The organism is Priestia aryabhattai B8W22, from assembly GCF_000956595.1.
In the GTDB taxonomy this organism is placed as follows: domain Bacteria; phylum Bacillota; class Bacilli; order Bacillales; family Bacillaceae_H; genus Priestia; species Priestia aryabhattai.
In genome coordinates this window covers 1-26,010 of sequence record NZ_JYOO01000026.1, presented here as the reverse complement: position 1 = coordinate 26,010, position 26,010 = coordinate 1, and the positions used below count along the sequence as shown (strand labels likewise).

The 26,010-nt window shown below is 38.4% G+C and carries 23 protein-coding genes and 1 pseudogene; 22 read left to right on the top strand and 2 right to left on the bottom strand.

The genetic code is table 11. The features are described from left to right. Positions 1-49: 49 nt before the first annotated feature. The 8 genes from mmuM (at position 50) to N178_RS18730 (ending at position 8,592) form a co-directional block, all read left to right on the top strand. The gene (mmuM, locus tag N178_RS18765) at positions 50-985 is read left to right on the top strand and encodes a homocysteine S-methyltransferase (RefSeq protein WP_045294034.1); all 936 of its coding nucleotides are present in this window, start codon (positions 50-52) and stop codon (positions 983-985) included. A 294-nt stretch (positions 986-1,279) separates the two neighbouring features. Then, positions 1,280-1,912: a fumarylacetoacetate hydrolase family protein gene (locus tag N178_RS18760; RefSeq protein ID WP_045294032.1), complete on the top strand. Its 633-nt coding sequence runs from the start codon at positions 1,280-1,282 to the stop codon at positions 1,910-1,912. A gap of 310 nt (positions 1,913-2,222) precedes the next feature. Then, positions 2,223-2,723: a CBO0543 family protein gene (locus tag N178_RS28050; protein ID WP_420329710.1), complete on the top strand. Its 501-nt coding sequence runs from the start codon at positions 2,223-2,225 to the stop codon at positions 2,721-2,723. Between the two features lie 239 nt (positions 2,724-2,962). Next, positions 2,963-3,526, top strand: a complete 564-nt coding sequence (locus tag N178_RS18750) for an ImmA/IrrE family metallo-endopeptidase (RefSeq protein WP_045294028.1) — start codon at positions 2,963-2,965, stop codon at positions 3,524-3,526. A 326-nt stretch (positions 3,527-3,852) separates the two neighbouring features. Beyond that, the gene (locus N178_RS18745) at positions 3,853-5,157 is read left to right on the top strand and encodes a CitMHS family transporter (RefSeq protein ID WP_045294026.1); all 1,305 of its coding nucleotides are present in this window, start codon (positions 3,853-3,855) and stop codon (positions 5,155-5,157) included. Between the two features lie 153 nt (positions 5,158-5,310). Then, positions 5,311-6,900, top strand: coding sequence for an ATP-binding protein (locus tag N178_RS18740; protein WP_045294024.1), 1,590 nt, complete (start codon positions 5,311-5,313; stop codon positions 6,898-6,900). A gap of 27 nt (positions 6,901-6,927) precedes the next feature. Next, the gene (locus N178_RS18735) at positions 6,928-7,599 is read left to right on the top strand and encodes a response regulator (RefSeq protein WP_029324842.1); all 672 of its coding nucleotides are present in this window, start codon (positions 6,928-6,930) and stop codon (positions 7,597-7,599) included. A 24-nt stretch (positions 7,600-7,623) separates the two neighbouring features. Next, a complete protein-coding gene (locus tag N178_RS18730; RefSeq protein ID WP_045294021.1) occupies positions 7,624-8,592 on the top strand; it encodes a tripartite tricarboxylate transporter substrate binding protein in 969 nt (322 codons plus the stop codon). A gap of 238 nt (positions 8,593-8,830) precedes the next feature. Here N178_RS18730 and N178_RS18725 read toward each other — a convergent pair whose 3' ends face one another. Continuing rightward, complete coding sequence (locus tag N178_RS18725; RefSeq protein WP_045294019.1) at positions 8,831-9,703, bottom strand: LysR family transcriptional regulator; 873 nt, start codon at positions 9,701-9,703, stop codon at positions 8,831-8,833. 140 nt (positions 9,704-9,843) lie between these two features. Here N178_RS18725 and N178_RS18720 point away from each other — a divergent pair, with 140 nt between their 5' ends. Next, on the top strand, positions 9,844-10,962 hold the full coding sequence (locus N178_RS18720) for an AbrB family transcriptional regulator (RefSeq protein ID WP_045294017.1): 1,119 nt from the start codon (positions 9,844-9,846) through the stop codon (positions 10,960-10,962). A 65-nt stretch (positions 10,963-11,027) separates the two neighbouring features. Next, entirely contained in the window at positions 11,028-11,801 is a 774-nt protein-coding gene (locus tag N178_RS18715) for a class I SAM-dependent methyltransferase (protein WP_045294015.1), read from the top strand. 38 nt (positions 11,802-11,839) lie between these two features. Here N178_RS18715 and N178_RS18710 read toward each other — a convergent pair. Beyond that, positions 11,840-12,279: pseudogene (locus N178_RS18710) on the bottom strand (ABC transporter permease); the annotation flags it as partial. 240 nt (positions 12,280-12,519) lie between these two features. Between N178_RS18710 and N178_RS18705 the strand changes: the two are divergent. From N178_RS18705 to N178_RS18650, 12 genes are all read left to right on the top strand, one after another. Next, positions 12,520-13,107, top strand: coding sequence for a TetR/AcrR family transcriptional regulator (locus N178_RS18705; protein WP_080890218.1), 588 nt, complete (start codon positions 12,520-12,522; stop codon positions 13,105-13,107). A gap of 136 nt (positions 13,108-13,243) precedes the next feature. Continuing rightward, complete coding sequence (locus N178_RS18700; RefSeq protein WP_045294011.1) at positions 13,244-14,731, top strand: aldehyde dehydrogenase family protein; 1,488 nt, start codon at positions 13,244-13,246, stop codon at positions 14,729-14,731. A gap of 25 nt (positions 14,732-14,756) precedes the next feature. Continuing rightward, positions 14,757-16,133 (top strand): putrescine aminotransferase, encoded by a 1,377-nt coding sequence (locus N178_RS18695; RefSeq protein WP_028407593.1) that lies wholly within the window; start codon positions 14,757-14,759, stop codon positions 16,131-16,133. Between the two features lie 122 nt (positions 16,134-16,255). After that, positions 16,256-17,212: an agmatinase gene (speB, locus tag N178_RS18690; protein WP_045294009.1), complete on the top strand. Its 957-nt coding sequence runs from the start codon at positions 16,256-16,258 to the stop codon at positions 17,210-17,212. A 298-nt stretch (positions 17,213-17,510) separates the two neighbouring features. Beyond that, complete coding sequence (locus N178_RS18685; protein ID WP_045294008.1) at positions 17,511-18,890, top strand: APC family permease; 1,380 nt, start codon at positions 17,511-17,513, stop codon at positions 18,888-18,890. 113 nt (positions 18,891-19,003) lie between these two features. Further along, positions 19,004-19,663: an HAD family hydrolase gene (locus N178_RS18680; protein WP_045294006.1), complete on the top strand. Its 660-nt coding sequence runs from the start codon at positions 19,004-19,006 to the stop codon at positions 19,661-19,663. A gap of 171 nt (positions 19,664-19,834) precedes the next feature. Continuing rightward, positions 19,835-20,779, top strand: a complete 945-nt coding sequence (locus tag N178_RS18675) for an ABC transporter substrate-binding protein (RefSeq protein ID WP_045294004.1) — start codon at positions 19,835-19,837, stop codon at positions 20,777-20,779. 79 nt (positions 20,780-20,858) lie between these two features. Next, positions 20,859-21,893, top strand: coding sequence for a FecCD family ABC transporter permease (locus tag N178_RS18670; RefSeq protein WP_045294002.1), 1,035 nt, complete (start codon positions 20,859-20,861; stop codon positions 21,891-21,893). 6 nt (positions 21,894-21,899) lie between these two features. Then, complete coding sequence (locus N178_RS18665) at positions 21,900-22,916, top strand: FecCD family ABC transporter permease (RefSeq protein ID WP_045294001.1); 1,017 nt, start codon at positions 21,900-21,902, stop codon at positions 22,914-22,916. 192 nt (positions 22,917-23,108) lie between these two features. Beyond that, complete coding sequence (nei, locus tag N178_RS18660) at positions 23,109-23,927, top strand: endonuclease VIII (protein WP_045294000.1); 819 nt, start codon at positions 23,109-23,111, stop codon at positions 23,925-23,927. Positions 23,928-24,031: 104 nt separating this feature from the next. Beyond that, positions 24,032-24,409: an FAS1-like dehydratase domain-containing protein gene (locus N178_RS18655; RefSeq protein WP_013055587.1), complete on the top strand. Its 378-nt coding sequence runs from the start codon at positions 24,032-24,034 to the stop codon at positions 24,407-24,409. Positions 24,410-24,622: 213 nt separating this feature from the next. Further along, the gene (locus N178_RS18650; RefSeq protein ID WP_045293998.1) at positions 24,623-26,002 is read left to right on the top strand and encodes a DUF6612 family protein; all 1,380 of its coding nucleotides are present in this window, start codon (positions 24,623-24,625) and stop codon (positions 26,000-26,002) included. Positions 26,003-26,010 lie beyond the last annotated feature (8 nt).

Genomic DNA, 26,010 nt, shown 5'->3' with positions numbered 1-26,010 from the left:
GGATAGGGTAATCGAAGCTAACTGCTAGTGGACAACCCTAGATTAAACAATGAATCCTATCCAACAAATTTTACATACATTTCCTGTGATTGTACTAGATGGTGCAATGGCAACTGAACTGGAGAGATATGGCTGTGACTTAAACGACAGCTTATGGTCTGCAAAAGTGCTGATGGAGCAGCCGGAATTGATTAAGAGAGTGCACCAAGACTACTTTGCAGCGGGAGCTGACTGTGCCATTACAGCAAGCTATCAAAGCACGTTTGAAGGTTTTGCTAAACGTGGTTTAAGTGAAGCAGAGGCTCGCGAGTTAATTCAAGCATCTGTAAAAATTGCGGCTGAAGCAAGAGATGAATTTTGGCAGCAAGAAGAGAATCGTCTTAATCGTCCAAAACCAATTGTCGCCGCTTCGGTAGGGCCTTACGGAGCATTTTTAGCAAACGGATCCGAATATACTGGACAGTATGACGTAACAGAAGAAGAGTTAATGGAATTTCATCGTCCTCGTATGAAAACATTAATTGAAGCAGGAGCGGACGTATTAGCTTGTGAAACCATTCCTAATGTAATGGAAGCAAGAGCCATTGCGAGGCTGCTGGAAGAATTTGAAGGAGCGTACGCATGGATTACGTTCAGCGCAAAAGATGATCTGCACATTAGCAGCGGCACATTAATCTCGGAGTGTGCACGCTATCTGGATTCCTATGAGCAAGTAGCGGCTATTGGAGTTAACTGTACGCCGCCTCAATATATCTCTTCACTTATTAAAGAAATTAAATCTCAAACGGATAAGCCAGTCGTTGTGTATCCAAATTCAGGAGAGCATTATGATGCTGAATCTAAAACATGGAACGGGACATCGGCGGGCGAAACGTATGGCTGCAGCGCTCACAGCTGGTATGAAGCAGGTGCTCAGTTAATCGGAGGGTGCTGCCGTACAACTCCAGATGATATCAAAGGCATTACAAAATGGGCTAGAAAATAACGGATTGAAAGAAAGAGAATGTGAGAAAAGTTGTTTCGCTAACGTTCAACACGAACTATCTATCAAAAATAGATAGTTCGTGTTTTTTTATGGTCACGGTGAACGTAGGTTTCGTGTGCGCAGGTCCTTCTAGCTGTTGCACAGAAATCAATAGGGGTGTCACAAGCAGTTCAGCTCATTTATCCCCATTTTCCGTCTTTAGATTGGATTTATTTTATTATGTCCCAATCTTTTTTTCTTGTAAAATAAAAGAATACAAGTTAAAAAATCTTTATTTGAACGAAAGAAGGGATGATGAAAGTGAAAGATATTAAAAATATTTATTGTGTAGGGCGAAACTACGCACTGCATGCAAAAGAATTACATAATGATATTCCAACATCACCTTTTTTATTTTCAAAACCTACTCACGCTCTTGTTGAAGCAGCTGGACAATCAATCACTCTTCCTAGCGACCAAGGAGAGGTGCACTTTGAAACCGAACTGATTCTTCATATTGGACAATCTTACAAAGAAGGCATAACAGTGGATGAACTTGTTGACGAGATGACGATTGGATTAGATTTGACGCTTCGAGACGTGCAGAGTGAATTAAAACAAAAAAAGCACCCTTGGCTGCTTGCAAAAGGATTCAAACATTCAGCGGTCGTGGGAAACTTTATTCCGTTTGAAGGAGTGGAAGCATCTAAGAAGAAAGACTTTTCGTTAGTGAAAAACAATGAACGCGTTCAGCTGGGAAATATCAAAGATTTGATTTTTGACTTGCAAACGATTATTGATTTCACAGGAAAACATTTTGGTCTTGATAAAGGAGATCTTATTTTTACAGGTACACCTGAGGGAGTAGGTCCTCTTTCTCATCATGATGAGCTTTCACTTAAATGGGGGCAGCAAGAGCTTGGTTCCTGCGTCATTTCCTTTCGTTAACAAAAAGAGCTTAAAGCAAAGGTAGTTTAGTTGAAGAAAGATCCGAACGATGAAGCGAGATTCTTGACAGAGAATCCAGCTCGTTCGGATTTTTTATTGTGATGGTGAACGTAGGTTTTATATATAGTTGCTTCTAGCTGTTGATTGGAGAGGCGAGGCGAAATCTTGCACGGAAATCAACGGCGGTGTCAAAAGCAGTCCAGCCCATTTATCTCATTTGTTCGTTCTTAGATTGGCTTGATTTCGTTATGTCTCCATCTTTTTTTTGCGAAGTGTTAATTTGTAGCCTTCAGAATGAATTTAATATCCAATGGGAAAGCTGTTTCTATCTCCTATAGGAAACGAGGTCGTAAGTATGGTGCTATTAATCCTTACAACGGTAATCTCTATTCTGAGCGTATTGGTTATGCCAAAGCGTATCAGCTGGATAGAAATATACACAACGTCTTTGTTTGTTATGTTTTTAGGATCGGTAGCAGATATATATCTTGATGTTAAATATGATTTTTATGGATTTTTTACAAAAGGAGTAGATTTTGAATATCTTTTAATTTTTATTTTTATTTATCCTGCGACGAATAGTGTATTTTTGAATTTTTATCCGCAGAGCAAAAGTTTGTCTAGAAAAGCTTTATATCTTACAGTATGGGTAATTCTTACGACTTTGTTTGAATACGTTTCTGGCCAAACAGAAGTGTTTTATTATAACGAATGGAAGCCGATATACTCGTTTTTTTGCTATCCTTTTCTTTATATAGCAATGGTTTTAAATTTAAAAATGATACGCAGGCTCCAGGTTATCGATAAGTAAAAATAGAAATAAAAAAAAGTAATGATAAATCATAAAAAAATGATATTTTATTAATGGCTACATATGTAATATAGTAAAAATAGAAAATAAACGAGGCAGCATATACGCAGGGTTAAAAAACATCAAAACGGGAATCTTGACATTAACTTCATAATTTTTAACCATGTATTGTGAATGACTGAATATACTTATTAATAAATAACATGCTGAAGAAGGAATTTAGCAAAGGAGGCAAGAAGATGTTTAAGCGCAGTGAAAAAATCCAAATTCATGGCGTAACGTTTCATGGAGTCATGAGTGCGAAGCAAAAAGCCGCCCTGCAGGAAATTGCTAATGTAACAGACGAAAAAGATTGGAATGGGCTAAAAGGTGTGTATTGCTTAGGCAGTGTAAAGGTGCAAGGAAAAGACGTGTTAGGTGTGTACTATGGCCAATTTAATGATAACCTTCCAAAAGAGAAGCGCAAACTGCAGTTTGAAATTGACTATATTAAATATACAGTAACGGAATGTCCTATTGTCTTTATCGATACAACAAAAAACAAAAAGCCTCATCAATTTGCCTTTATCATTCTGCATGAATTAGGCCATCATGTGGATCGTATGACAAATGGAACGCTTTTAAAAGAAGGAAATCGAACGCAAGAAATGTTTGCGAATACGTATGCTTTAGAAAAATATTCAAAAATAGAAAAGTTTCAAACAAAGAAGTTAAAAAACATTCCATTTTTAGAGGAATCTCTTACTCAATGGAATAAAACTCCTCATCCCGGAGCGTATTCTCTTAGAGTTCAAATTGAATAATTCACGAGAATAGTTCCTCTCTCTCCGTTTTTTACTTCCCTATCTTTTTCCTCTTCCTTTCTTTTATCCTTCCAATGAACAAAAAGGATTTAATTACCCATAAAGTTTTAAAAGTTTTTATAGTACGAATTATTTACACTATACCCTCCTGTAAATTATGATTATTTTAAGAAAAAACAGAAAATTTTAAAGTTTTAAGGTACAACTTAGTAGTGAACAAGCGATTTTGTAATCGTATAGACGAACTGGCATACATATGCGAGTCATACATACAAACGAATCGCTTCCACTGTTATGAAAGCGGATTCAAAAATAGGAGGGGTAATATGTTAGCTATTCTTGGGTTTTTGATGGTTTGTACATTTATGTTTCTGATTATGACAAAACGATTAACGCCGCTTATTGCTTTAATGGTTATTCCAGTATTGTTTGCAATCATAGGGGGATTCACAAGCGGTATTGGAGAAATGGCTTTAAATGGTGTAAAAGAATTAGCACCTACAGGTGTTATGTTAATGTTTGCTATTTTATATTTTGGGATTATGATTGACGCTGGTTTGTTTGATCCAGTTGTAGGAAGAATTTTAAAAATCGTAAAAGGTGATCCACTAAAAATCACAATTGGTACAGCTATTTTAGTTCTTATTATCTCGTTAGACGGAGACGGAACAACAACATATATGATTACGCTCTCAGCGATGCTTCCGCTTTATAAAAAGCTAAACATGAAGCCAATGATTTTAGCCTGTATCGCGATTATGGGTAGTGGAGTTATGAACTTAACACCTTGGGGTGGACCTACTGCTCGTGTGATGAGTGCATTGAAGTTAGATGCTTCACAGGTGTTTACACCACTGATTCCAGCCATGATTGGCGGAGCTGCTTGGTTATTATTCACGGCTTACTATTTCGGGAAAAAAGAGCGCCAGCGCTTAGGCGTTATTGATATTCAAGACGTTACAAATGCTCAAGTAGCTTTCGCAGAAGCAGCAGCAGCTGAAGGAATCGAGTACAAGCGTCCGAAGCTTTTATGGGTAAACTTTGCTTTAACAGCTTTACTATTAGTAGGACTTATCACAGCAGTTATGCCGCTTCAAATTCTATTTATGATTGGATTTGCAATCGCTATCATGATTAACTATCCAAATTTAGAAGTTCAAAAAGAGCGTATCACTGCACATGCTGGTAATGTACTCGCTGTTGTATCTCTTGTATTCGCAGCAGGCGTATTCACAGGCATTTTATCAGGTACCAAAATGGTAGATGCAATGGGTAATAGCTTAGTAGGATTAATTCCAGATGCGTTAGGGCCTTACATGTCTGTGATTACAGCCATCACAAGTATGCCATTTACGTTCTTTATGTCAAATGATGCTTACTACTATGGGATTTTACCAATTATTGCTCAAGCAGCTTCAGCATACGGTATTGATGCTGCAGAAATTGGCCGCGCTTCATTGATTGGTCAACCCGTTCACTTATTAAGTCCTTTAGTTGCTTCTACGTATCTATTGGTCGGGATGGCAAAGGTCGAGCTTGGTGAATTCCAGCGCTTTACTTTAAAGTGGACGATTGGAACAGCGATGGTGATGCTTTTAGTAGCTATTATTACAGGTGTTATTACGCTGTAAAGATCATGAACCTAAAAACTTATCAATTCCGCTTTTGGGATTGATAAGTTTTTTTGTCTAAAAAGCTTTTGGAATAAGGAGCGGATATACAAAAAATTTTGATAAAATAAAAGAGGAATAGAACTATAAGGTAAAGGCTAAAGGTGCGATGAAATGAAAAAATGGTTTCAAGTATCGCTGCAAACAAAAATCGTAGGTTTATCCGCGGCATTAATCATAACTGTTATTGTTCTTTTAGCAAGTATTTTCTCTTACATGCAGTTTGTAGAATCTAAAAGGCAAGCCGAGCAGCTGGCTCTTCAAGCAGCCAAATCAATATCATTTATGCCGGAAGTCAAAGCTGCTTTTCAAAAAAAACAGCCGAGTCGCTATATTCAGCCGCTTGCCGAGCAAGTGAGGGAACAAATCGGAGCAGCAAGTATTGTGGTTCAAAACCGCGGGCAAATCATCTATTCTCATTCTAATCAAAAATGGATAGGAAAGAAAAATAAAGAAGCGGTTAACGATAGAGCACTATTATTCGGGGGATATTATACGCTTGATGGAGAGGGAACCACAGGTCCTGCTATTATGGGGAAAGCGCCTATTGTCATCAGTCATGGAAAGTATACGGAGGTCGTGGGAGTGGTGACGGTTGAGTTTTTAAAGTCTCATGTTCATGCTCAGCTCATTACGCGTATTCAGCAAATTATCCTATTTTCACTAGCTGTTTTATTGCTTGGTATGATTGGGGGTATTTTTTTAGCTAAAAGTATTAAAAAAGATACTCTCGGTCTTGAGCCCCATGAGATCGCTTCTTTATACCGTGAACGAAATGCGATTTTACTTTCGATAAAAGAAGGAATTATTGCTATTGATCATCACGGCTTTATTACGATGATGAATACATCAGCTAAAAATATGCTAGGGTTACAGACGGAATATTTACATCATCATATCATTGAAGTATTTCCTTATACGAATATGATTGAAGTGCTAGATACGGGAATAGCACGAAGCGACCAAGAGATTTTTCTAAATGAAAAAACGTTTATCTTAAACTTAACACCTATTATTGAACATCAACGAATTGTAGGAGTGGTCGCTAGTTTTCGTGATAAAACAGAATTAAAAAGCTTAATCAATACAATTTCAGAAGTACGAAAGTATTCAGAGGATTTACGAGCTCAAACGCATGAGTTTACGAATAAGCTGTATGTTTTGTCAGGTTTGCTGCAGTTAGGGCAGTATAAAGATGCATTTGAGTTTATTCAAAAAGAATCAGCCGTACACCAAACGCAAAATCGTATTCTATTTGATCAGATATTAGATTCCAAAGTCCAAGCAATATTGCTTGGGAAGATTGGAAAAGCATCTGAAAAGAAAATTCATTTTTCGGTTGATCCGGAGAGTACGCTGGATACGCTCCCAGAACATATTGAAATTTCTCATCTCATTATCATTATTGGGAACTTAATTGATAATGCATTTGAAGCGGTGAGTCAACAGTCTGAAAAAGAAGTGTCGTTTTTCATTACCGATATTGGTCATGATTTAATTATTGAAGTGATGGATAACGGACCAGGTATATCAGAAGAAGTGCTAAATCAAATTTTTACAAAAGGTTTTTCAACCAAAGGGACAGACAGAGGATACGGACTGGCAAATATAAAGAAAATGGTAGATGAACTTGGAGGATCTATTGAAGTGTATAATCAGCCAGAAGGAGGAGCCATTTTTTCAGTTTACCTTCCAAAAAACTGAATCATGAGAAGTAAGGGGAGAGTCGAAATGTTACGAGTCGCAATTGCAGAAGACGATTTTCGAATTGCTCAAGTTCAAGAGCGATTTTTATTAGAAGTAGATGGTGTAGAAGTTGTAGGCAAAGCGTTGAATGCAAAAGAGACGCTTGAAATGCTAAAGGAGAAGAAAGTAGATTTGCTCCTTTTAGATATCTATATGCCAGATGAAATGGGAACGGATTTACTGCCAAAGATTAGAGCGCAGTTTCCACAAGTTGACGTTATCGTTGTAACGGCTGCAACAGAAAAAAACATTGTAGAAATCTGTTTGAGAAACGGCGTCGTTAATTATTTGATTAAGCCGGTTATGATGGAATCCTTCATTAATGCTATTAAACAATATCAAGAGAAAAAGGAACTGTTTAGTACGCATGAAGAAGTTGATCAATCATTTATTGATGCGTACTTTGGACATGTCAGAACAAAGCCAAAAGCGGATAAATCTCTTCCTTCAGGTATTGATGGTATCACATTACAAAAGTCAAAAGACATTTTAAAAAGCATCAAAGGAATTACAATCGAAGAGATGGGGCAGCAAATGGGAGTATCCAGAACGACAGCTAGACGATATTTAGAGTATCTAGTATCAACTGGTGAATGTCACGTTGAATATGATTATGGGATTATTGGACGGCCGGAGCGTAAGTACTATTTAGCGTAGCATTAGCCTTGAAGGATGGTATATATGATCAAAAAGCTCATGATAGTGTTTATAAGTGTATTGCTTGTTAGCTGTTCTTCTCCCTCTAAAAAAGACCGCACTGGTATGGAAAAAATTGAAATTGTGGCAGCCGGTGCAAAAGGCGGAGGAGCAGATGCAACAGTAAGAGCCATTCAACAAGTGCTAACGGAAAAGAAGATTGTGAAGGTAACGGTTTCTGTTAGTAATAAAATAGGTGGGCAAGGTGAAGAAGGGTGGAAATATATTAAACAGAGAAAAGAAGGAAATATTGTTTCCGGGAATTCCAGTTTGCTGATTACAAATAATTTGCTAGGGCAAAGTCAATTAACCTATAAAGACTTTACTCCGCTCGCTATTTTAACATCTGAATGGGAGGTCATCGTAGTCCCTGCTAACTCTCCTATATACAATTTAAAACAGCTCATACGCACGTTAAATCAAAGTGAATCCAGTATGAAAGTGGGAATATCACCCCGATTAGGAAACGACGATCATTTATCGTTCATGCAGCTCAATAAAAAAGCAGGCGTAGACTCTTCCAAGCTTGAGTTTTTTGTTTACAACAGCAGTCATAAAGTGATCGATGCGCTTGTTCATCATCAGCTAGATGTAGCACCCATGTCCTTATCAGAAGTAAAAAAGCAGTATGAACAAGGGCAGGTAAGAATACTCGCCGTTTCTTCTCCAAAAAGGCTAGAAGAGCTAAAAGAGATACCAACGTGGAAAGAAGCGGGAATTGACGTAACGTTTAGTCATTGGAGAGGTCTAATGGGACCGCCTAATATGACGAAAGAACAAGTAGCATATTGGAATAAAGCAGTTTATGAAATGGTTCATACAAAAGAATGGGAACAGCTGCTTAAAGATAACGATTTAACCTCTTTTTATAAAAACAGCAGCGGTGCTAAAGTTTTTCTTGAACAGCAAAGCAAGCTGTATTCTGACTTAATGGGCGGAACAAATGATGAATAAATACAATAGAAAGAGGTTGGGGTAAAAGGATTTTAGACGGAGTGAAAAACGAACCATTGATCAAGACTTTTGATTCGTGGTTCGTTTTTTTGTTTTGGTGAGCATAGTTTTATCTGTTTCGTTCCTTCTAGCAGTCTTGCATGGAAATCAACTGCGGCGTCAAAAGCAGTTCAGTTCATATATCTCATTTGTACGTCTTTAGATTAAATTCATTTCGGTATGTCTCAACCTCTTTCTATCAGTGTACATCTTTTAAATCCAAGTTTTGAATGAACTCAATAAAAGCTTTTACGATGTTAATTTTTAATGAATCCTCATGATAAAACATCCATGTACTGCGCGTTAAAGGCTCTTGATCTTTTGTTTTTAACGTGTATCTGTAAATCTCTGCTGCATCATCAAGCAGCATACTCGGCAAAATCGCATAGCCTAGTCCGTTTACAACCATCTTTTTACATGTTTCTGCTTTATCTACTTCAATGCTGACAAGGGGAGGCTGAGAGTAATTTTCAGCCCACCAGTTATCAACGGATGTTTTTAAAAACCGATCTTGATGATAATCAATTCGAGGTAGATTGGGAAGATTGTTTATGTCGACAGGCTGTGCAGACGCAATGCAAATGGTTTCTTTAAAAAGTAGCTCTTTCTGATCTTGCCAGTTATAATCACCTTTTACAAACGCAATATGAACATCGTGCTTATAAAGAAGATGAGCCATGTCGCTGCTCCATCCGGTCGTGACTTTGAATTCTACGTCGGGAAATCGCTCTTTAAATAAGCGTAATAGCCCAGGGAGTTTGTAGTCAGTAAAAAAGTTAGATACTCCTAGACGTAAAGTACCGGTTAATTGATCATCCATGTTTAACACATTTTCTTTTATTTTTTGAACCGTAAGCAGCATTTCTTCTGCGCACTTCACTAAATATTCTCCCTGCGGTGTAAACTGAACTCCGCGGCGCCCTCTGTTCACGATCTGAACATGAAATTCCTTTTCCATCTGCTGCAGTCTATGCGTAAGCGCAGGCTGAGAGATAAACAGCTCCTTGGCTGCTTTTGTAATGTTTTTTTCTCGATACAACACTTGTAGAATAAGCCAATCTCGATCGTCCATACTACCCCTCCAGGAATAAAAAAAATGAATGGTTTATAATAAAATTTCGATATTTTAATTATCTCTAAAATTATACTATAGTTAAGAAGAAGAATGTTCGGTGTAAGAAAGAAAAGCCTTGTAGAAGGAAGGAAGTAGATATGAACGCAAGAATTATTTTTTTACAATCTATATTTTTTATTTTATTAACATGCGTGGGAGGATTTCTTTTATCGTTAACAGGCTTATCCATTGGCTGGATGCTTGGGACCCTCATTTTAGCAGCTATTCTAGCTTTTCGAAAGCCGCGTTTTTTATCTCAAACAAGCAAAAAAGGCATTCCAAAATATTGGCTGTACGCTGGACAGTGCATTTTAGGGATTGAATTAGGTCAAAAGATTAACTTATCTGTGTTGACTACGTTTCAGGCTCACTGGTCCACCATTACGATTATGCTTTTGCTGTCCGTTGTTTTTTCTCTTTTATCCGGTTATTTGCTATGGAAGTTCAGTTCCACCGACTTATTAACAAGCTTTTTCGGTACGACTCCGGGTGGAATGAGCGCAATGCCAGGCATGGCTGAAGAGGTAGGAGCCAATACGGCAGTTGTAAGCATCATTCAAACGATGCGCGTGTTTTTAGTTGTGCTTGCTGTTCCTTTATTTGTGGTCTATTGGGGAAGTAATACAGGACGGCATGCAGTGTCAGTTACCCCAAGTGTTTTTCAATGGGGCTCACTGTTATGGACAGGCGTTTTAATCGTTACAGCAGTAGTAGGCTATTATATAGGGAAAAAACTAAAATTTCCTGCTCCTTGGTTAGTAGGAGGAATGCTTACTGTTGCGATTGTTCAAACAGCTGCTTCATCGTACGCGGGCTATAACCTTCAAGCATACTGGCCTCATTCTGTGATGATTTTATCGCAAATTTTTATTGCTTCAAGCATTGGTTCTCGCTTTCATAAAGAAATGTTTATTGGCGTAAAAAAAATTATAGTTGTTGCGCTTATTAATACAATCGGCTTAATCGCCGCTATGTTCGTATGTGCACTAGTAGTCTCCAAAATAACTGGAATTGAGCTTATCACGTCTATTTTAGCGTTTGCTCCTGGAGGCATTGCAGAAATGGCCACTACATCCATTGTACTGCAGGCTGATTCGACGTTAGTAGTAGCAGTCCAAGTGCTTCGGATTTTAACCATTTGGCTGCTTCTTCCTCCGCTGTTTCGATTGTTTCATCAGTGGGGAGAAAGAAAAAGAATACATTCACACGTTTCATAATAAATATGTGAATGCACTAGGCAAAGTAAGAGAGAGGTTTAAAGAGAGAAATGGAGGGAGAATAGATGAGTAATAAAGAAATGGTGGTCAGTCAGTTCGGGGGGAATGCCGGAAAGTATGTCAAAAGTAAAGGTCATGCAAAAGGCAAAGATTTAGCGGTTTTAGCGGAAATTGCTGAAGAAAATAGAGGAGGAAAGCTGCTTGATGTAGCGACAGGAGGAGGACACGTGGCAAATAAGTTAGCACCTGTCTTTCAAGAAGTAACGGCTTTTGACTTAACTCCTCAAATGTTGCAAAGTGCTGAAGGCTTCATTAAAGAAAATGGTTATGAAAATGTATCGTTTGTTCAAGGAGATGCTGAGGATATGCCATTTCAAGATGACGAGTTTGATACGGTAACGTGCAGAATTGCACCGCACCATTTTCCTAATATTAAACAGTTCATCAAAGAGGTATACCGAGTGTTAAAGCCAGGCGGACAGTTCTTGCTCATTGATAATGTAGCACCGGAAGTGAATGCTTATGACGAGTTTTATAATCGAGTTGAAAAGACAAGAGATCCAAGCCATTATCGTGCTTATAAAAAAACAGAGTGGCTTTCTATGCTTGAAATGCAAGGATTCCGTACAGAAGTGCTGACAACTTTTCCAAAGCGCTTTTTATTTGATGACTGGTGTGGAATGATGAATGTTCCGGAAGAGACAAAGCGTGAGCTTACTCAATATATGCTGAATATACCAAGCGGATTTAAACAGTTTTTCGACATCAAAACGAATCAGCAGAGAATTGAATCGTTTCAAGGAGAAGCAATCTTTGTAGCGTGTTACAAAAATAAATAAAAAGAAGCCAACTCACCGGAGTTGGCTTCTTTTTTTACTTATGCTCGTTGGTTTGAACGATTTCCAAAATATTCTGTAATACGGTCTAAAATAATCGCTAAAATAACGATTGAAATTCCAGCTTCAAAGCCCATGCCGACTTCAAGTCGAGAAACTGCACGATATACTTCCGCACCAAGTCCCGGAGCACCTACAAGAGAGGCGATAACAACCATTGAAAGAGACAGCATGATGCTTTGGTTAATTCCTGCCATAATTGTTTTTGTAGCTAATGGAAGCTGTACTTTAAATAATTTTTGTTTTGTTGTTGAACCGTTGGCATTTGCTGCTTCTACTAAGTCAGCGGATACTTCACGAATACCTAGGTTCGTGAAGCGAAACGTCGGAGGCATTGCAAATATAACAGATGAGATAACACCTGGCACCACACCGATTCCAAAGAAGAAAAGGCTGGAATCAAATAAACAAATGCGGGCATTAATAATTGATTAAAGAGCTTTGCATCAGCTTTTACCTTGAATTGTAAAAAGAAGAAAAAAAACAGTGAGACATAGAAGAAACGTGAGAGAAAATTGATACAATAAAAAATATTTTTGAAGCACCATACGGATGAACTTTTGATTAAATTTAAAGATTCAGAAAATTTTATCTTGCATAATTTCAGCTTCTTATAGTAAAATGAATGAAAGTCATTCATTTTATAGGTGGAGGGAAAGATTTGGTTACAAGCACAAGTGAAAAATACGATAAAATTTTACAGGCAGCGATTGAAGTCATATCTGAAAAAGGACTTGATAAAACATCAATTTCAGACATTGTAAAGCGTGCAGGCGTAGCACAAGGGACTTTTTATCTTTATTTTAGATCTAAAAATGCTCTTGTTCCGGCTATTGCAGAAAACTTACTTTCTTTGTCACTTGAAAAAATCAAAGAACGAGCTAAAACTGCAACGGATTTTTTAAGTACATTAGAGGTAATGATTGACGAAACGTATAAAACAACAGATGAGTATAGGGATGTTCTTGTTTTATGTTATTCAGGGCTCGCTTTTGACTATTCATTAGAAACATGGGAAGCAATTTATTTACCTTATTACAACTGGTTTGAAGAGGTATTAAATCAGGCTGTTGGAAAGGAAGAAGTCATCAAGCAGCTTAACGTTAAATGGACAGCTAAGACGATGATTAATTTGATTGAAAATGCTGCTGAACTTTTTTATATCGGGCGAGAGCAAGATGTCACACTTCAGCAATCAAAGGAAGAACTATTTCAGTTCTTAAAGCGTTCTCTTGTGCCATCCGTGTAATATTAGCACTGCTGATATTACACCTATTAAAATGACTGACATTCATTCAAAACATACAATAAATTATCAGAATTATAAGTTTTTTAATCGTTTAAAATGACTGACAATCAGTCGTTATTCAATAAGGAGGTATCTTATGGATCGTACAGCTGTTAAAACTTTAACCTTGAATATGTACATAAACGGAGAGTGGAGAAAAGCAGAGAAGCAGCGCTCTACTGTTAATCCAGCTACAGGTGAAGTGATTGGATATGCTGCAGAAGGCAGCGCAGAAGATATGAAAGCAGCAATTGAAGCAGCACGAGAAGCCTTTGACAGCGGAATTTGGTCTGAGACTTCTGCATCTGAAAGAGCAGCCATCTTATTCAAAATTGCCGATAAGCTTGAGGAAGCGAAAGAAGAACTAGCAGCATTAGAAACAATGGATAACGGAAAGCCATATCGTGAAGCTGAGGCTGATGTGGAAGATGCAGCTGCTTGTTTTAGGTATTACGCTGGGTTAATTACAAAGCCAGACGGTCAAACGTACAGTGTGCCTGCACCTATGCAAGCAATGGTTATAAAAGAACCAATCGGCGTGTGCGGATTGATTGTACCTTGGAATTATCCGCTATTGATGAGCGTGTGGAAAATTGCACCTGCTTTAGCTGCAGGAAATACGATTGTATTTAAACCTTCTGAAGTGACACCGGTTACTCCTACAAAACTTTTTGAGATCTTAGAAAGCGTAGGATTACCAAAAGGAGTAGCAAACCTTGTTATGGGAGCCGGAGATACTGTGGGAAATACGCTTATTCAAGATAATCGTGTTGATAAGATTTCTTTTACAGGCGGAACGGTAACTGGAAAACACATTATGCGTCAAGCAGCAGAAAATGTAACGAAGGTCTCTTTAGAACTTGGAGGAAAGTCACCGAACATTATATTTGCTGACGCTGATTTTGAAACAGCTGTAGATTATGCTTTATTTGGAATTTTTGCAGGGAGCGGCCAAATTTGCGCTGCAGGTTCTCGTATTTTAATAGAAGAAAGCATTGCTGAGCGATTTATCGAACGTTTTGCAGAACGTGCTCAAAAAATTAAAGTAGGAAATGGAATGGATCAAGAGATTGAAATGGGTCCTCTTGTAAGTGAGGAACATATGAAAAAAGTATTAAAATACATCGAAATTGGAAAGCAAGAAGGCGCCCACCTTGTATGCGGAGGCGATCGAATCACCAGCAGTGGATTGGAAAAAGGATTCTTTGTAGAACCTACGGTTTTTAGTAGCGTTACGTCAAATATGAAAATTGTGCAAGAGGAAATCTTTGGGCCCGTTGTCGTTATTCAAACGTTTAAAGATGAAAAAGAAGCTATTAAGCTTGCAAATGATACGGAATATGGTTTGGCAGGCAGCGTGTTTACAAAAGACGGTGCAAAAGCTCTTCGGGTGATTAAAAAGCTGCGTGCGGGTATCACTTGGATAAACACGTACCATTTTACGTTTAATGAAGCGCCTTGGGGCGGATATAAGCAGAGCGGAATTGGCCGAGGACTAGGCACGTTTGGTTTGGAAGAATTTCAAGAAGTAAAACAAATTAACATTAGCTTACAAGTAGAGCCAATCGGCTGGTTTAAAAATTAAAAAGTAGAGAAGGAGCGATATTAAAATGAATACAGTGACGAAAAATCAAGAGGTAAACAAAGCATACGGTGAAGTAAATGAATATATCAACAAAGTGCTAGGACTTATTGAAAAAAGCGAAGTGTCAGCTGAAGAAGCACAGTGGATTACGAAAGAAACAGTAGACGGATTTCGCGAGCATGTTAACCCAGGCTTTTTAGAATATCGTAAAACAGTAACGGTGGATACGCAGTTTGCAGCTGTTGAATGGTCAGATGAAGGTTCTTGTTTTACTGATGTAAACGGTAAAAAATACATTGATTGTTTGGGCGGATTTGGAATTTATAACGTGGGGCACCGTCATCCTAAAGTAGTCAAAGCTGTTCAAGATCAGCTTCAGCGTCAAGCGCTTCATAGCCAAGACTTATTAGATCCACTTCGTGCAATGCTTGCTAAAATTTTAGCAGATATTACACCGGGTGATTTGAAGTATTCCTTTTTCACAAACAGCGGAACAGAAAGTGTAGAAGCCGCTTTAAAATTAGCGAAAATGTATAGTGATCGAACAACGTTTATTTCTACAACACGTTCTTTTCATGGAAAAAGTCTAGGTTCTTTATCAGGTACTGCAAAAGGGATGTTCCGTAAACCATTTCTGCCGTTAATTCCAGGTTTCCGTCACGTCCCGTTTGGTGATATTGACATGATGCGCAAAACATTTGAAACGTGCGCGCTTGTAGGAGAAGATGTAGCAGCTGTTCTATTAGAACCAATTCAAGGAGAAGGCGGCATTATTCTTCCTCCTGAAAATTATTTAAAAGAGGTGCGTGCACTATGTGATGAGTACGACGCTATCTTAATTTTTGATGAAGTTCAAACAGGCATGGGACGTACCGGTGAAATGTTTGCATCAGAATTATACGATGTTGTACCAGATATTTTATGTCTTGCTAAAGCGTTTGGAGGAGGAGTTATGCCTGCTGGCGCGGTTGTAGCCAAAGAAAAAGTGTTTTCAAGCTTCTTTGATAATCCGTTTATGCACACAACAACGTTTGGAGGCAACCCGCTTGCCTGCGCAGCGGCTATTGCTACTATTAACGTATTGATCGAAGAGCAGCTGCCAAACCGTGCAAAAGAGCTAGGGGAATATTTCCTTGCTGGTTTAAAGAAAGCTGCTGAAAAACATGGAGATAAAGTACTTGAAATCAGAGGGCAAGGTTTAATGATTGGAATTGAGTTCCACCAAGATGAAATTGGCTACGCGCTTTCGAAGGGAATGTTTGATGAAGGAATTCTAGTAGCCGGTACACTTGTAAACTCTAAAACAATTCGTATTGAGCCGCCGTTAACTATTTCAGCGGAAGAAGTAGATCAAGTTATTTCTACATTTGAAAAAGTGTTAAATGAGCTGAACCACCAATAAATGTAACAAGGAGCAATGAATATGAGTCGGCAAACGTTTCTTATTCCTGTGTTGCTTTCTATGATTTTAGTAATGGAAAAGCCTAGCGACTAACTGAAATCATCGAAACGGAGGAGTAAATTATGAAATATCCATTGTCCCCAGATGTCAAACCAGAATTTTGTACAACAGGCTCATTTATGAGGCTTCCAGCGGAAAGAGAAAATGCAAAAGTAGGGTTAGTAGGGATGCCGTTTGATACGGCAGCATCTTTCAGAGTAGGTGCACGCTTTGCACCTCAAGCCATTCGGCAAGCTTCCATGACGCTGTTTCCTTATCACCCGGTACACGACGTATATCCATTCGATGATACAAATGCCATCGACATCGGTGATGTGCCGGTTATTCCTCATAATATTCACAGAAGCTACGAATTAATGGAAGAAGCGGTAGGAGCTCTTATGGATAGAGGAATCGTTCCGATTGGAATTGGAGGAGATCATTCGGTTACTTTGGCAAGTCTTCGTGCTGCTGCTAAAAGATATGGTCCAGTGGCTATGATTCATTTTGATTCCCATACAGATACGTGGGATACGTATTATGATGAAAAATATTGGCACGGATCTCCTTTTATACGCGCATATGAAGAAGGACTAGTAGATCCAAAGAAGGTTTTTCAAATTGGTATCCGCGGAACATTAAATCATCCGGGAGATGTTCAAGAAAGCAAAGACCTTGGTTATCATGTTGTGACAGCAGGAGAGCTTGAACATAAGGGATTTTCAGTGATTTTAGAGCAAATGAAGACAGCGATTGGAGATACGCCGTGCTTTTTAACATTTGATATTGATTTTGTTGATCCTTCTTGTGCACCAGGAACGGGAACGCTTGAAGTAGGCGGATTCAGCAGCAGAGAAACACTGCAAATGATCCGTTCTCTGACGGGATTTAACTATGTAGGATTTGACTTGGTAGAAGTGCTGCCTTCTTATGATCCAACGCAGATAACCTCTTTGCTTGCAGCTACAATCATTCATGATTTTGCTAGTTTGGTTGCAGTGAAAACGAAAAGAGAGTCATTGGATACGATGATTGAATAACGGTTTGTAAGCAGAAATCCCTCTTATTCAGAGGGTATTTCTGCGTTGATATAGCAGGAGATTAGGAACATATAGCTATTTAAAATAGAGCGCTTTCATAATATGATAAAAGAAAAAGATAGTTTGTTAGCAACCCTTACCTACTTAAAGAAATAAATCATATATTTGCTATAGTAAATGTAACAGCCCTTTATATAAAAATGAATGAAAGTCATTCATTTTTATATAAAGAAATGAAATACAGGCATTTATGGATTTAATTGTCAGAATGTTCTTAATAAAAGAAGGGGGAAGATAAATGAAACATGAAACAGTAACATTAAAAAGGTCGTTGAAATTATGGCAGATTGTATTAATGGGGATCGGATATATGACTCCGATGGTAGTGTTTGATACGTTTGGGATTGCGTCTGATATGACGAATGGACACGTTCCCACGTCTTATATCATAGCCCTTGTCGGGATGCTTCTCACGGCAGTAAGCTACAAAAAGATGATTCAAGTGTTTCCAAATGCAGGGTCAGCTTATACATATACGCAAAAGACAATCAATCCGCATTTAGGGTTCTTGGTTGGCTGGTCTGCACTAATGGATTATCTCTTTTTACCGATGGTTAACGCACTTATTTTTCAAATTTATTTATCATCTATTTTTCCTTCGGTACCATCGTGGATTTGGGTTGTCAGCTTCGTCATTATCGTTACGCTGCTAAATTTACGAAGTGTTAATTTCACCGCCAATTTTAATACGTTTCTTGTTATATTTCAAATGACGATTTTAGTATTGTTTGTTGCTGTTTCAATCAAAGCCTTGCTAGGCGGAATGGGGGAAGGTACTCTTTTTTCTATGAAGCCTTTTTTTAATCAAAACATGACGTCATCAGGGCTCATAGCGGGAGCTACACTTATGTGTTTTTCCTATTTAGGATTTGATGCCGTGGCTATGTTATCAGAAGAAACGCCCAATCCTAAAAAAACGATTCCGCGAGCTATTTTTTTAGTTGCGTTAATTGGAGGAGTCATGTTTACCCTCACATCTTATTTTATTCAAGCGGTTTTTCCAACGTTAGAAGGATTCAAGCATCCAGACGCTGCCGCTCCTGAAATTGCTATGTATGTGAGCGGTACGCTGTTTCAAATTGTTTTTTTAGCTGGAGGAATCGCAGGCACATTATCATCGGGCATGTCATCGCATGCAAGCGTTTCGCGTTTATTATACGTAATGGGACGCGATCGAATTTTACCTCAGTCATTTTTTGGTTATGTTCATCCTAAGCTGCGTACACCTTCGCGAAATATTGTATTAGTCGGAGTTGTATCAGCAACTGCCATTTTCTTCAGTCTGGCAACGGCTACGTCATTTATTAATTTTGGAGCACTCATTGCGTTTTCTTTTGTTAATATTTCGGTTATTGCGCACTATGCTGTTCATCAAAAGCAGCACCGATCGGCTAAGGGTTTTTGGTCATACATTGTTATGCCACTATTAGGAGCAGCGGCGATTGGCGTCTTATGGCTTAACTTGGAGCGCAATTCATTTTTACTTGGTATTGGCTGGGCGATTGCTGGTTTAGTTTATTTGGTGTATGCAACGAAAGGTTTTAGAAGGCAGCTGTCTTCCATTGAGTTTAAGGAAACAGAAGAAATGTCACCTTTGATGAAAGTTGGAGAAAAGTAAGGATAGAAACCACCTATTTAAGCCTATCTTATTAAGGAAGCCACATTTATGGATTACGTATTTTGAACGTGTTACTATGTAAGGACGATAAGATAGAAAAAGGTAGGTAAATTATGATTAAAGCAGTTGTGTTTGATTTTGATGGATTAATTATTGATACAGAATCAGTGTGGTACGAGGTGTACCGCGAAATGTTAGAAGACAGGGGAGTAGATCTGCCGATTGCAACATTTGCTTCTTATGTGGGAACGGATGCTACGGCACTTTACGATTACTTGCTTCAGCAGTTTAACAATGAGTTCACGAAAGAGGAACTGGCTCAAGAATCGTTAAGACGTCATCAAGAAAAAATGAAATTATTAGTAGCCCGAGAAGGTGTAGCAGAGTACCTGGCAGAAGCAAAAGAACTTGGATTAAAAATTGGTTTAGCAAGCAGCTCATATCGCGACTGGGTAACAGCATTTTTAAAAGAGCTAGATTTGCTGCACTATTTTGAAGTCATTCAAACGCGCGATGATGTAGAAAAAGTGAAGCCAGATCCGGCTCTTTACCGAAATGCAATTGAAAAGCTAGGAGTAGAACCCTCTGAAGCTTTAGCATTTGAAGATTCTTCTAATGGAGCAAAAGCTGCCATGGCAGCAGGCTTGCGCTGTGTGATTGTACCAAATCCGTTAACTAAACATCTGTCATTCGAAAGATATCACTTACATATCGAATCGATGAAAGAGAAAAGTTTAAAAGAAGTGATTCAGTATCTTTGTATTGAAGATTAAAAAGAAAGGACGCTCCTGCTGCGTCCTTTCTTTTTTATAGAATAGATACAATTTTTTAATTAAAAAATAACGAATCAGCTTGTTTAAATAGATAAAACTGATATAATGATAACGATTATCAGTTTCAAGAGTCAATTATCTACATAAAGATACAAGCAGGAGGAATGACATTTGAATAAGAAAAAAATAGGACTGCTGGTTTTTATTACAATGCTGGCAATCGGAATGCTTATCGGCTGCAGCAGCACGAATAAGGAAAATTCAGCTGATGAAAAAAATGAAAAAACAAGAGTGATCAAACATGAGCTTGGAGAGACAAAGGTAAAAGAAAATCCAAAGCGAGTAGTCGTATTAGAGTTAGGTTTTATTGATGCATTGTTAGATGCTGGTATCAAACCTGTAGGAGTAGCTGATGATGATAAAGCAGAACAGCTTATTGATAAAGATGTACTAAAAGAAATCAAAGGATACAAATCAGTTGGCACGCGAGCACAGCCAAGCCTGGAATCGATTAAACTGCTGAAGCCAGATTTGATTATCGCTGATTCAGAACGCCATAAAAATGTATACAAAGAATTATCGAAAATTGCGCCAACGATTGAACTAAAAAACTTAAATGCTAATTATGATGATTTACTAAATACAGAGTTAAAAGTAGGAGAAGCAGTTGGCAAGAAAGCAAAAGTTGAAAAAGTGATAGAAGAGCATAAGCAAAAAATGAAGGATTTAAAAGCAAAAGCGCCAAAAAATCCGGGCAATGTACTTGTTATCGCTGATGCAAATGGTAATATTAATGCTAGAACTTCAAATTTCTTTACAACGGGTGTTCTTGAGCAATTGGGCTTCAAAAATGCATTAACAGATCCTACAAAAGAGTACAGTGTAAAAATGACAATGGAACAGCTTGTAAAAGCAGATCCGGACAAACTCATTGTTATGCGAAATGAAAAAGGTCATACGCCTTTAGCGAAACAGCCATTATGGAAAGAGCTAAAAGCGGTTAAAAATAATCAAGTGTATGAAGTTGATGTATTTAAATGGTCTCTTCGCCGAAGTGTACAAGGTGCAAATGGTATTGCAGATGAAGCAGAAAAGTTATTATTTGAAGGCAAATAATAACGAGGAAAAGAACAATCCAGCGGGGTTGTTTTTTTCTTTTTATTGAACTTTCAAATGGAAGGAGGCGCAGTCTACTATGAAAGCTGTTCACGGTTTATCCAAAAGAAACAAATCTCCACTTCGTATAATAGCTATTTTCCTTGCGGTTATTATTCTTTTACTGATTTCAATGTTTTTATCTATTTCCATCGGTTCTATACATATTTCTTTTGGAACGATTAAGCAAGCTTTACTAAATTTTGACGGGTCAAAAGAACAATCTATTATTCAAACTGTCCGCCTGCCTCGCTTATTGGTAACGGCATTTGTTGGTGCTAACTTGGCGGTCGCCGGAGCGCTGATGCAAGCATTAACTAGAAATCCATTAGCTTCTCCTGGTATCTTTGGTATTAATGCCGGGGCCTCAGCAGCAATGGTATTTTTAACGGTTTTAGTGCCGGGTGTAAGCATGATTGGCGGGGTATTTGGTGCGTTCTTAGGAGGGACCTTTGCTGCTGTTATTGTCTACGTCATGAGTTCGTTGATTAAAGGAGGCGACAGTGATGTAAAACTTGCTCTAACAGGTGTTGCTATACAAGGTATGCTTATGTCTCTCACGCAAACGCTGCTGATTTTTAATGAAAGCAAAACAGAAGGCGTTATGTTCTGGCTCACCGGTTCAGTTATTGGACGGGATTGGGGACATGTTCACGTATTGCTTCCTTTCAGCATCGTAGGTCTGCTTGTTGCCTTTGGTTTGGGAAGAGCGTCTTCTTTGTTGTCTTTAGGAGATGATGTAGCTAGAGGACTCGGGCAGCGAGTCTTTGCCATTAGAGCGTTCACGGCATTTGTCGTGATTGTATTAGCTGGTGTTTCAGTGGCTATTGCGGGTCCTATTGGCTTTGTAGGGCTTGTTGTTCCTCACATGGTGCGCTATTTAATAGGCGTAGATTACCGAGTTGTTTTGCCAATGAGCGCGCTGCTTGGTGCATCTTTATTACTATTAGCAGACGTATTGTCGCGATTTATTACATACCCGTATGAGACTCCTGTAGGTGCAGTAACAGCATTGCTTGGAACGCCGTACTTTATTTACTTAGCGAGACGCAAAAAAACAGAAAGGAAGGCATGAGTATATATGCAGACTGTCAATAAAACAAAAAAGCAGCCATCTCGATTCAAGTCTGTCGGCCTGTTTATCATTCTTTCTGTCTTAATTATAGCGCTGAGCTTGATAAGCCTTAGCTTAGGGGACATTAACATACCTCCTCTAGACATTATTACGTCTTTTATTGGCATTGGCGATCCTGACTTGACATCTATTTTGGTAGAATTTCGCCTGCCTCGTATTTTGCTGGCTATTTTAACGGGAATCGGTCTAGCTGTGTCCGGAGTCGTCGTGCAGTCTATTATGAGAAATCCGCTGGCTAGTCCAGATACATTAGGTCTTTCAAGCGGATCAGGATTAGCTGCTGTTGCAGTCACTATTTTACTGCCTTTAGCAAGCCCGTCTGTTTTATCAGCCGCTGCGTTTGCAGGAGGCTCGCTTGTCTTTGTAATCGTCTATTTGCTTGCTTATAAAAAAGGAGTAGAACCTATTCGATTTGCATTAATAGGTGTAGCGGTCAGCGCTTTTTGTTCATCCGGTATTCACTTGTTAATTTCAAAAGCGAACCCAAACGTAAATGCAGCACTGATTTGGCTGAGCGGCAGCTTATGGGGAAGAACATGGGATCAATTAATTGGTTTACTTCCGTGGATAATTATATTATTACCGCTGATTTGGCTGTTAGCTGCCCGATTAGATTTAATTCATTTAGGTGATGAAGTGGCTCGAGGACTAGGGGCTAGAGTAGAGTTAATTCGTCTAGTATTACTAGCAAGTGCAGTGGCAATGACGGCTGCTGTTGTATCGGTTGTTGGCACCATCGGATTTGTAGGGCTTATTATTCCTCATGTGGCCAAACGGTTAGTGGGACCGAGACATAAACAACTAATTCCTACAGCCGCTTTGCTTGGCGCTTTATTTGTACTAGCAGCAGATTTGATTGGGCGAGGAATTGCTCCTCCGCTTGAAATTCCGGCCGGATTAATCATTGGCATTATCGGCGCTCCGTATTTTCTTTATTTATTGTGGAGAGAATCTAAAAAATGAGGCTGTGACAAAAGCAGTGTGGTTAAAGTTAAACACGAACTATCCATCAACATTTTACTATAAGAGTAATCGTCATGCATAATTTAAAGGTTCTTTTAGGAAAAGAAGAACTCAACCGCTTCTTTCTTGCAAAGCAGAAACAAAACCGAAATAATAAATGAAGAAAGTCAGGCAAGAAAGGAGTTTCATTATATGCCAGAAGGTCCAGAAATTAGACGAGCAGCTGACGAAGTGGAAAAAGCGATTATCAGTCTTCCCGTCAGCGAGATATGGTTTGCTTTTCCATCTTTGCAGCACTATGAAGAAGTATTAACAGGAGCTCGCATTAAAAGAGTAGATACAAAAGGAAAGGCTATGCTTATTCGTTTTGACAACGGCTATACCATCTACTCACATAATCAGCTTTATGGAAAATGGTATGTTCGTTCATCTTACAATTATCCATCTACAAACAGACAGCTGCGTCTTGCGATTCATAATGAAAAAAAATCAGCGCTGCTTTATAGCGCTTCTGATATTGAAGTATTGCGTGATGAAGAAGTTCCAGCTCATCCTTTCGTATCAAGAGTTGGTCCTGATATCTTAAGTGAAGAAGTAACGGCAGGTGAGCTTTTAGATCGTTTTTATTCTAAACCATTTTACCGCAGAAAATGGGCGTCGCTGCTGTTAGACCAAAGCTTTATAGCTGGGATTGGAAATTATTTGCGCAGTGAAATTCTATTTGTAGCGGGAATTAATCCTGCAGCTCGTCCAGTAGACTGCACGGAAGAACAGCTTAAAAAGGCAGCTGAAGCAACCATTTCTCTTGTAAAACAGTCCTATAAAACAGGCGGCATTACAAACGATGTAAAGCTTGCTGAAACGTTAAAAAAGAAAGGCCAAAAGCGCTCTGCATACCGCCACTGGGTTTTTAATCGTGAAGGAGAAGCTTGCCGAATTGACGGCACGCCTATCTTAAAAGTGCAGGCTGCTTCTAGAAGGCTTTATTACTGTCCTACTTGTCAAAAATAGCAGGATATATTTATTCTGCTATTTTTTTGATGTGGAAATGAACGACTATTCATTTCTGTGATATAGTTAAAAAGTAAAGTCATAATCTTAAGAGGAGGGATAAGATGGAATGTAAAGCAGGAGATACATTTACGTGGCAAAGAACGTTTCAAGAGGAAGAAATCATGCAGTTTGCGGAGATGACTGGAGACCGGGGCAAACATCATATAGAACGTGACGAAAAAGGGCGGCTAATGGTACATGGACTTATGACTGCTAGTATTGGGACAAAAATAGGAGGAGACTTAAACTACATTGCAAGAGAAATGGTGAGTGAATTTCTTCGTCCAGTTTTTGCGGGAGATACAGTTACCTGTGAATGCATATTAACTGAAGTAGAAAAAGCAGATGGCTTTCAAAAAGTGAAAATTAAATCAGTATATCGAAATCAACAAGGTAAAGAAGTACTGATAGGGACAAGTAATGGAATTATTAGAGATTGAAATGAAAACGTTAACAAAAATAAGTTATGAATGTTGCTAGAAAAGTCACGGATTCGTGACTTTTTTATTGTGCAATTTCCTTCTTTTGTTGGTTACCATTTAAATGTAAATATGGTAATTTAGTAAAGTTGGGTTTTTTAAATGGTAAAATTGTGTATTTATTAAGTACATAGATTCTTATTTCTGGAAAAATATTTAAAAAGGAGTTCTTATATGAAAAAAATAATGAATACAGGCTTAGCACTATTATTCGCTCTATTGCTTTCGGCATGTAGGATGCCGTCTTCAGAGGAATTAACGGGTGACGTAAAAGAAGCACAAGAAAAGGTGAAAAATGTTCAAGTGAAGGTCACGGGGAAAGAAGAAGGATCCTCTGATTACCAAGTAAACGGAGTACAAGAGTTTGATTTCAAAAATAAAGCAGGCTATGTAAACACAAAAATGAACGGCGAAGAATTGAAGATGTATCATGACGGTGCTGAAACGTTAGCCGTGGCTGGAGAAGAAAACACAAAAGTACAGGGAGAAGAAAAAAAGTACGTTACGGCTTTAATTAATAACGCCATGGAGCTTCAACAAAATCCAATACGCTACTATCAAAAATATGATAAAAATCTTCCAAATGAATTTGACGTCACCGAGAAAGACAAAGAGTATGTATTAACATTTAACGGAGACAAAGACAAAAAGCAAAAAATTGTAGCAGGTGATGCCAAAGCTTATTATAAAATAACAAATCAAGGCAGCGATACCGCTGTAGACCTTGAGCAAATTAAAGGAAAAGATTTTTCGCTTGTTGTGACAATTGATAAAGAAACGAAGCAAATAAAGAAAGTAGTAAAAAATCAGTCGTATTCAGTTAAAGTAGACGGAAAAACAGAAAATTCAACGTCTAAGCAAACGTATACGTATACATATAACCGATTAGACAATGTAACAAAACCAAAAGTGGAAGCAAAAGCCGGTGCTGCTTCTACAGATAGCAGCACCGAAACGCCAAGTAAAGAAAAGCAAGCTGCTTATGCGAAGGAAGCGGGACAATACGTGGATGCTTTAATTCAAGCAACTGTTTATCAAAATACAGATCAATTTGCTGCTAAACATCCGAATCAACAAGATAAGAAACAGGTAAAAGAAAAAGGGGAGTTCCAAAAGAGTTCCTTTGTAGAGTTTTTTGAAACGAATTTTAAAGGTGCTTTATCATCATTGAGCTCAAATATAACCGACGAGCAGTTAAACGAAGTAAGCAGCGCTTTTCTAAAAGCTCTTTCATCTACAAAATATACCATTAAAGATGCAGCGTATAGTGATGAAGATGATGCGTACGTCGTACAAGTCGAAATTCAAGGGTTTAACGATGCAAGTGTATTAGCAGAAGTTATGACACCACTTGCAGAAAAATATCAGGCGGGTGAGCTGAGTAACGAGCAGTTAGTAAACGAACTTATTGACGGAGTAGCAAAACGCTATCGTGAGCCAGTTGAATTACTTCCGGCAAAAACAGTCCCTGTACACGTCGTAAGAAATGGTGAAAAAGATTACGAAGTTTTAATGCAAGATGAGTATCTGTTAACATTTGCTCAACAATCATAAATAGACAT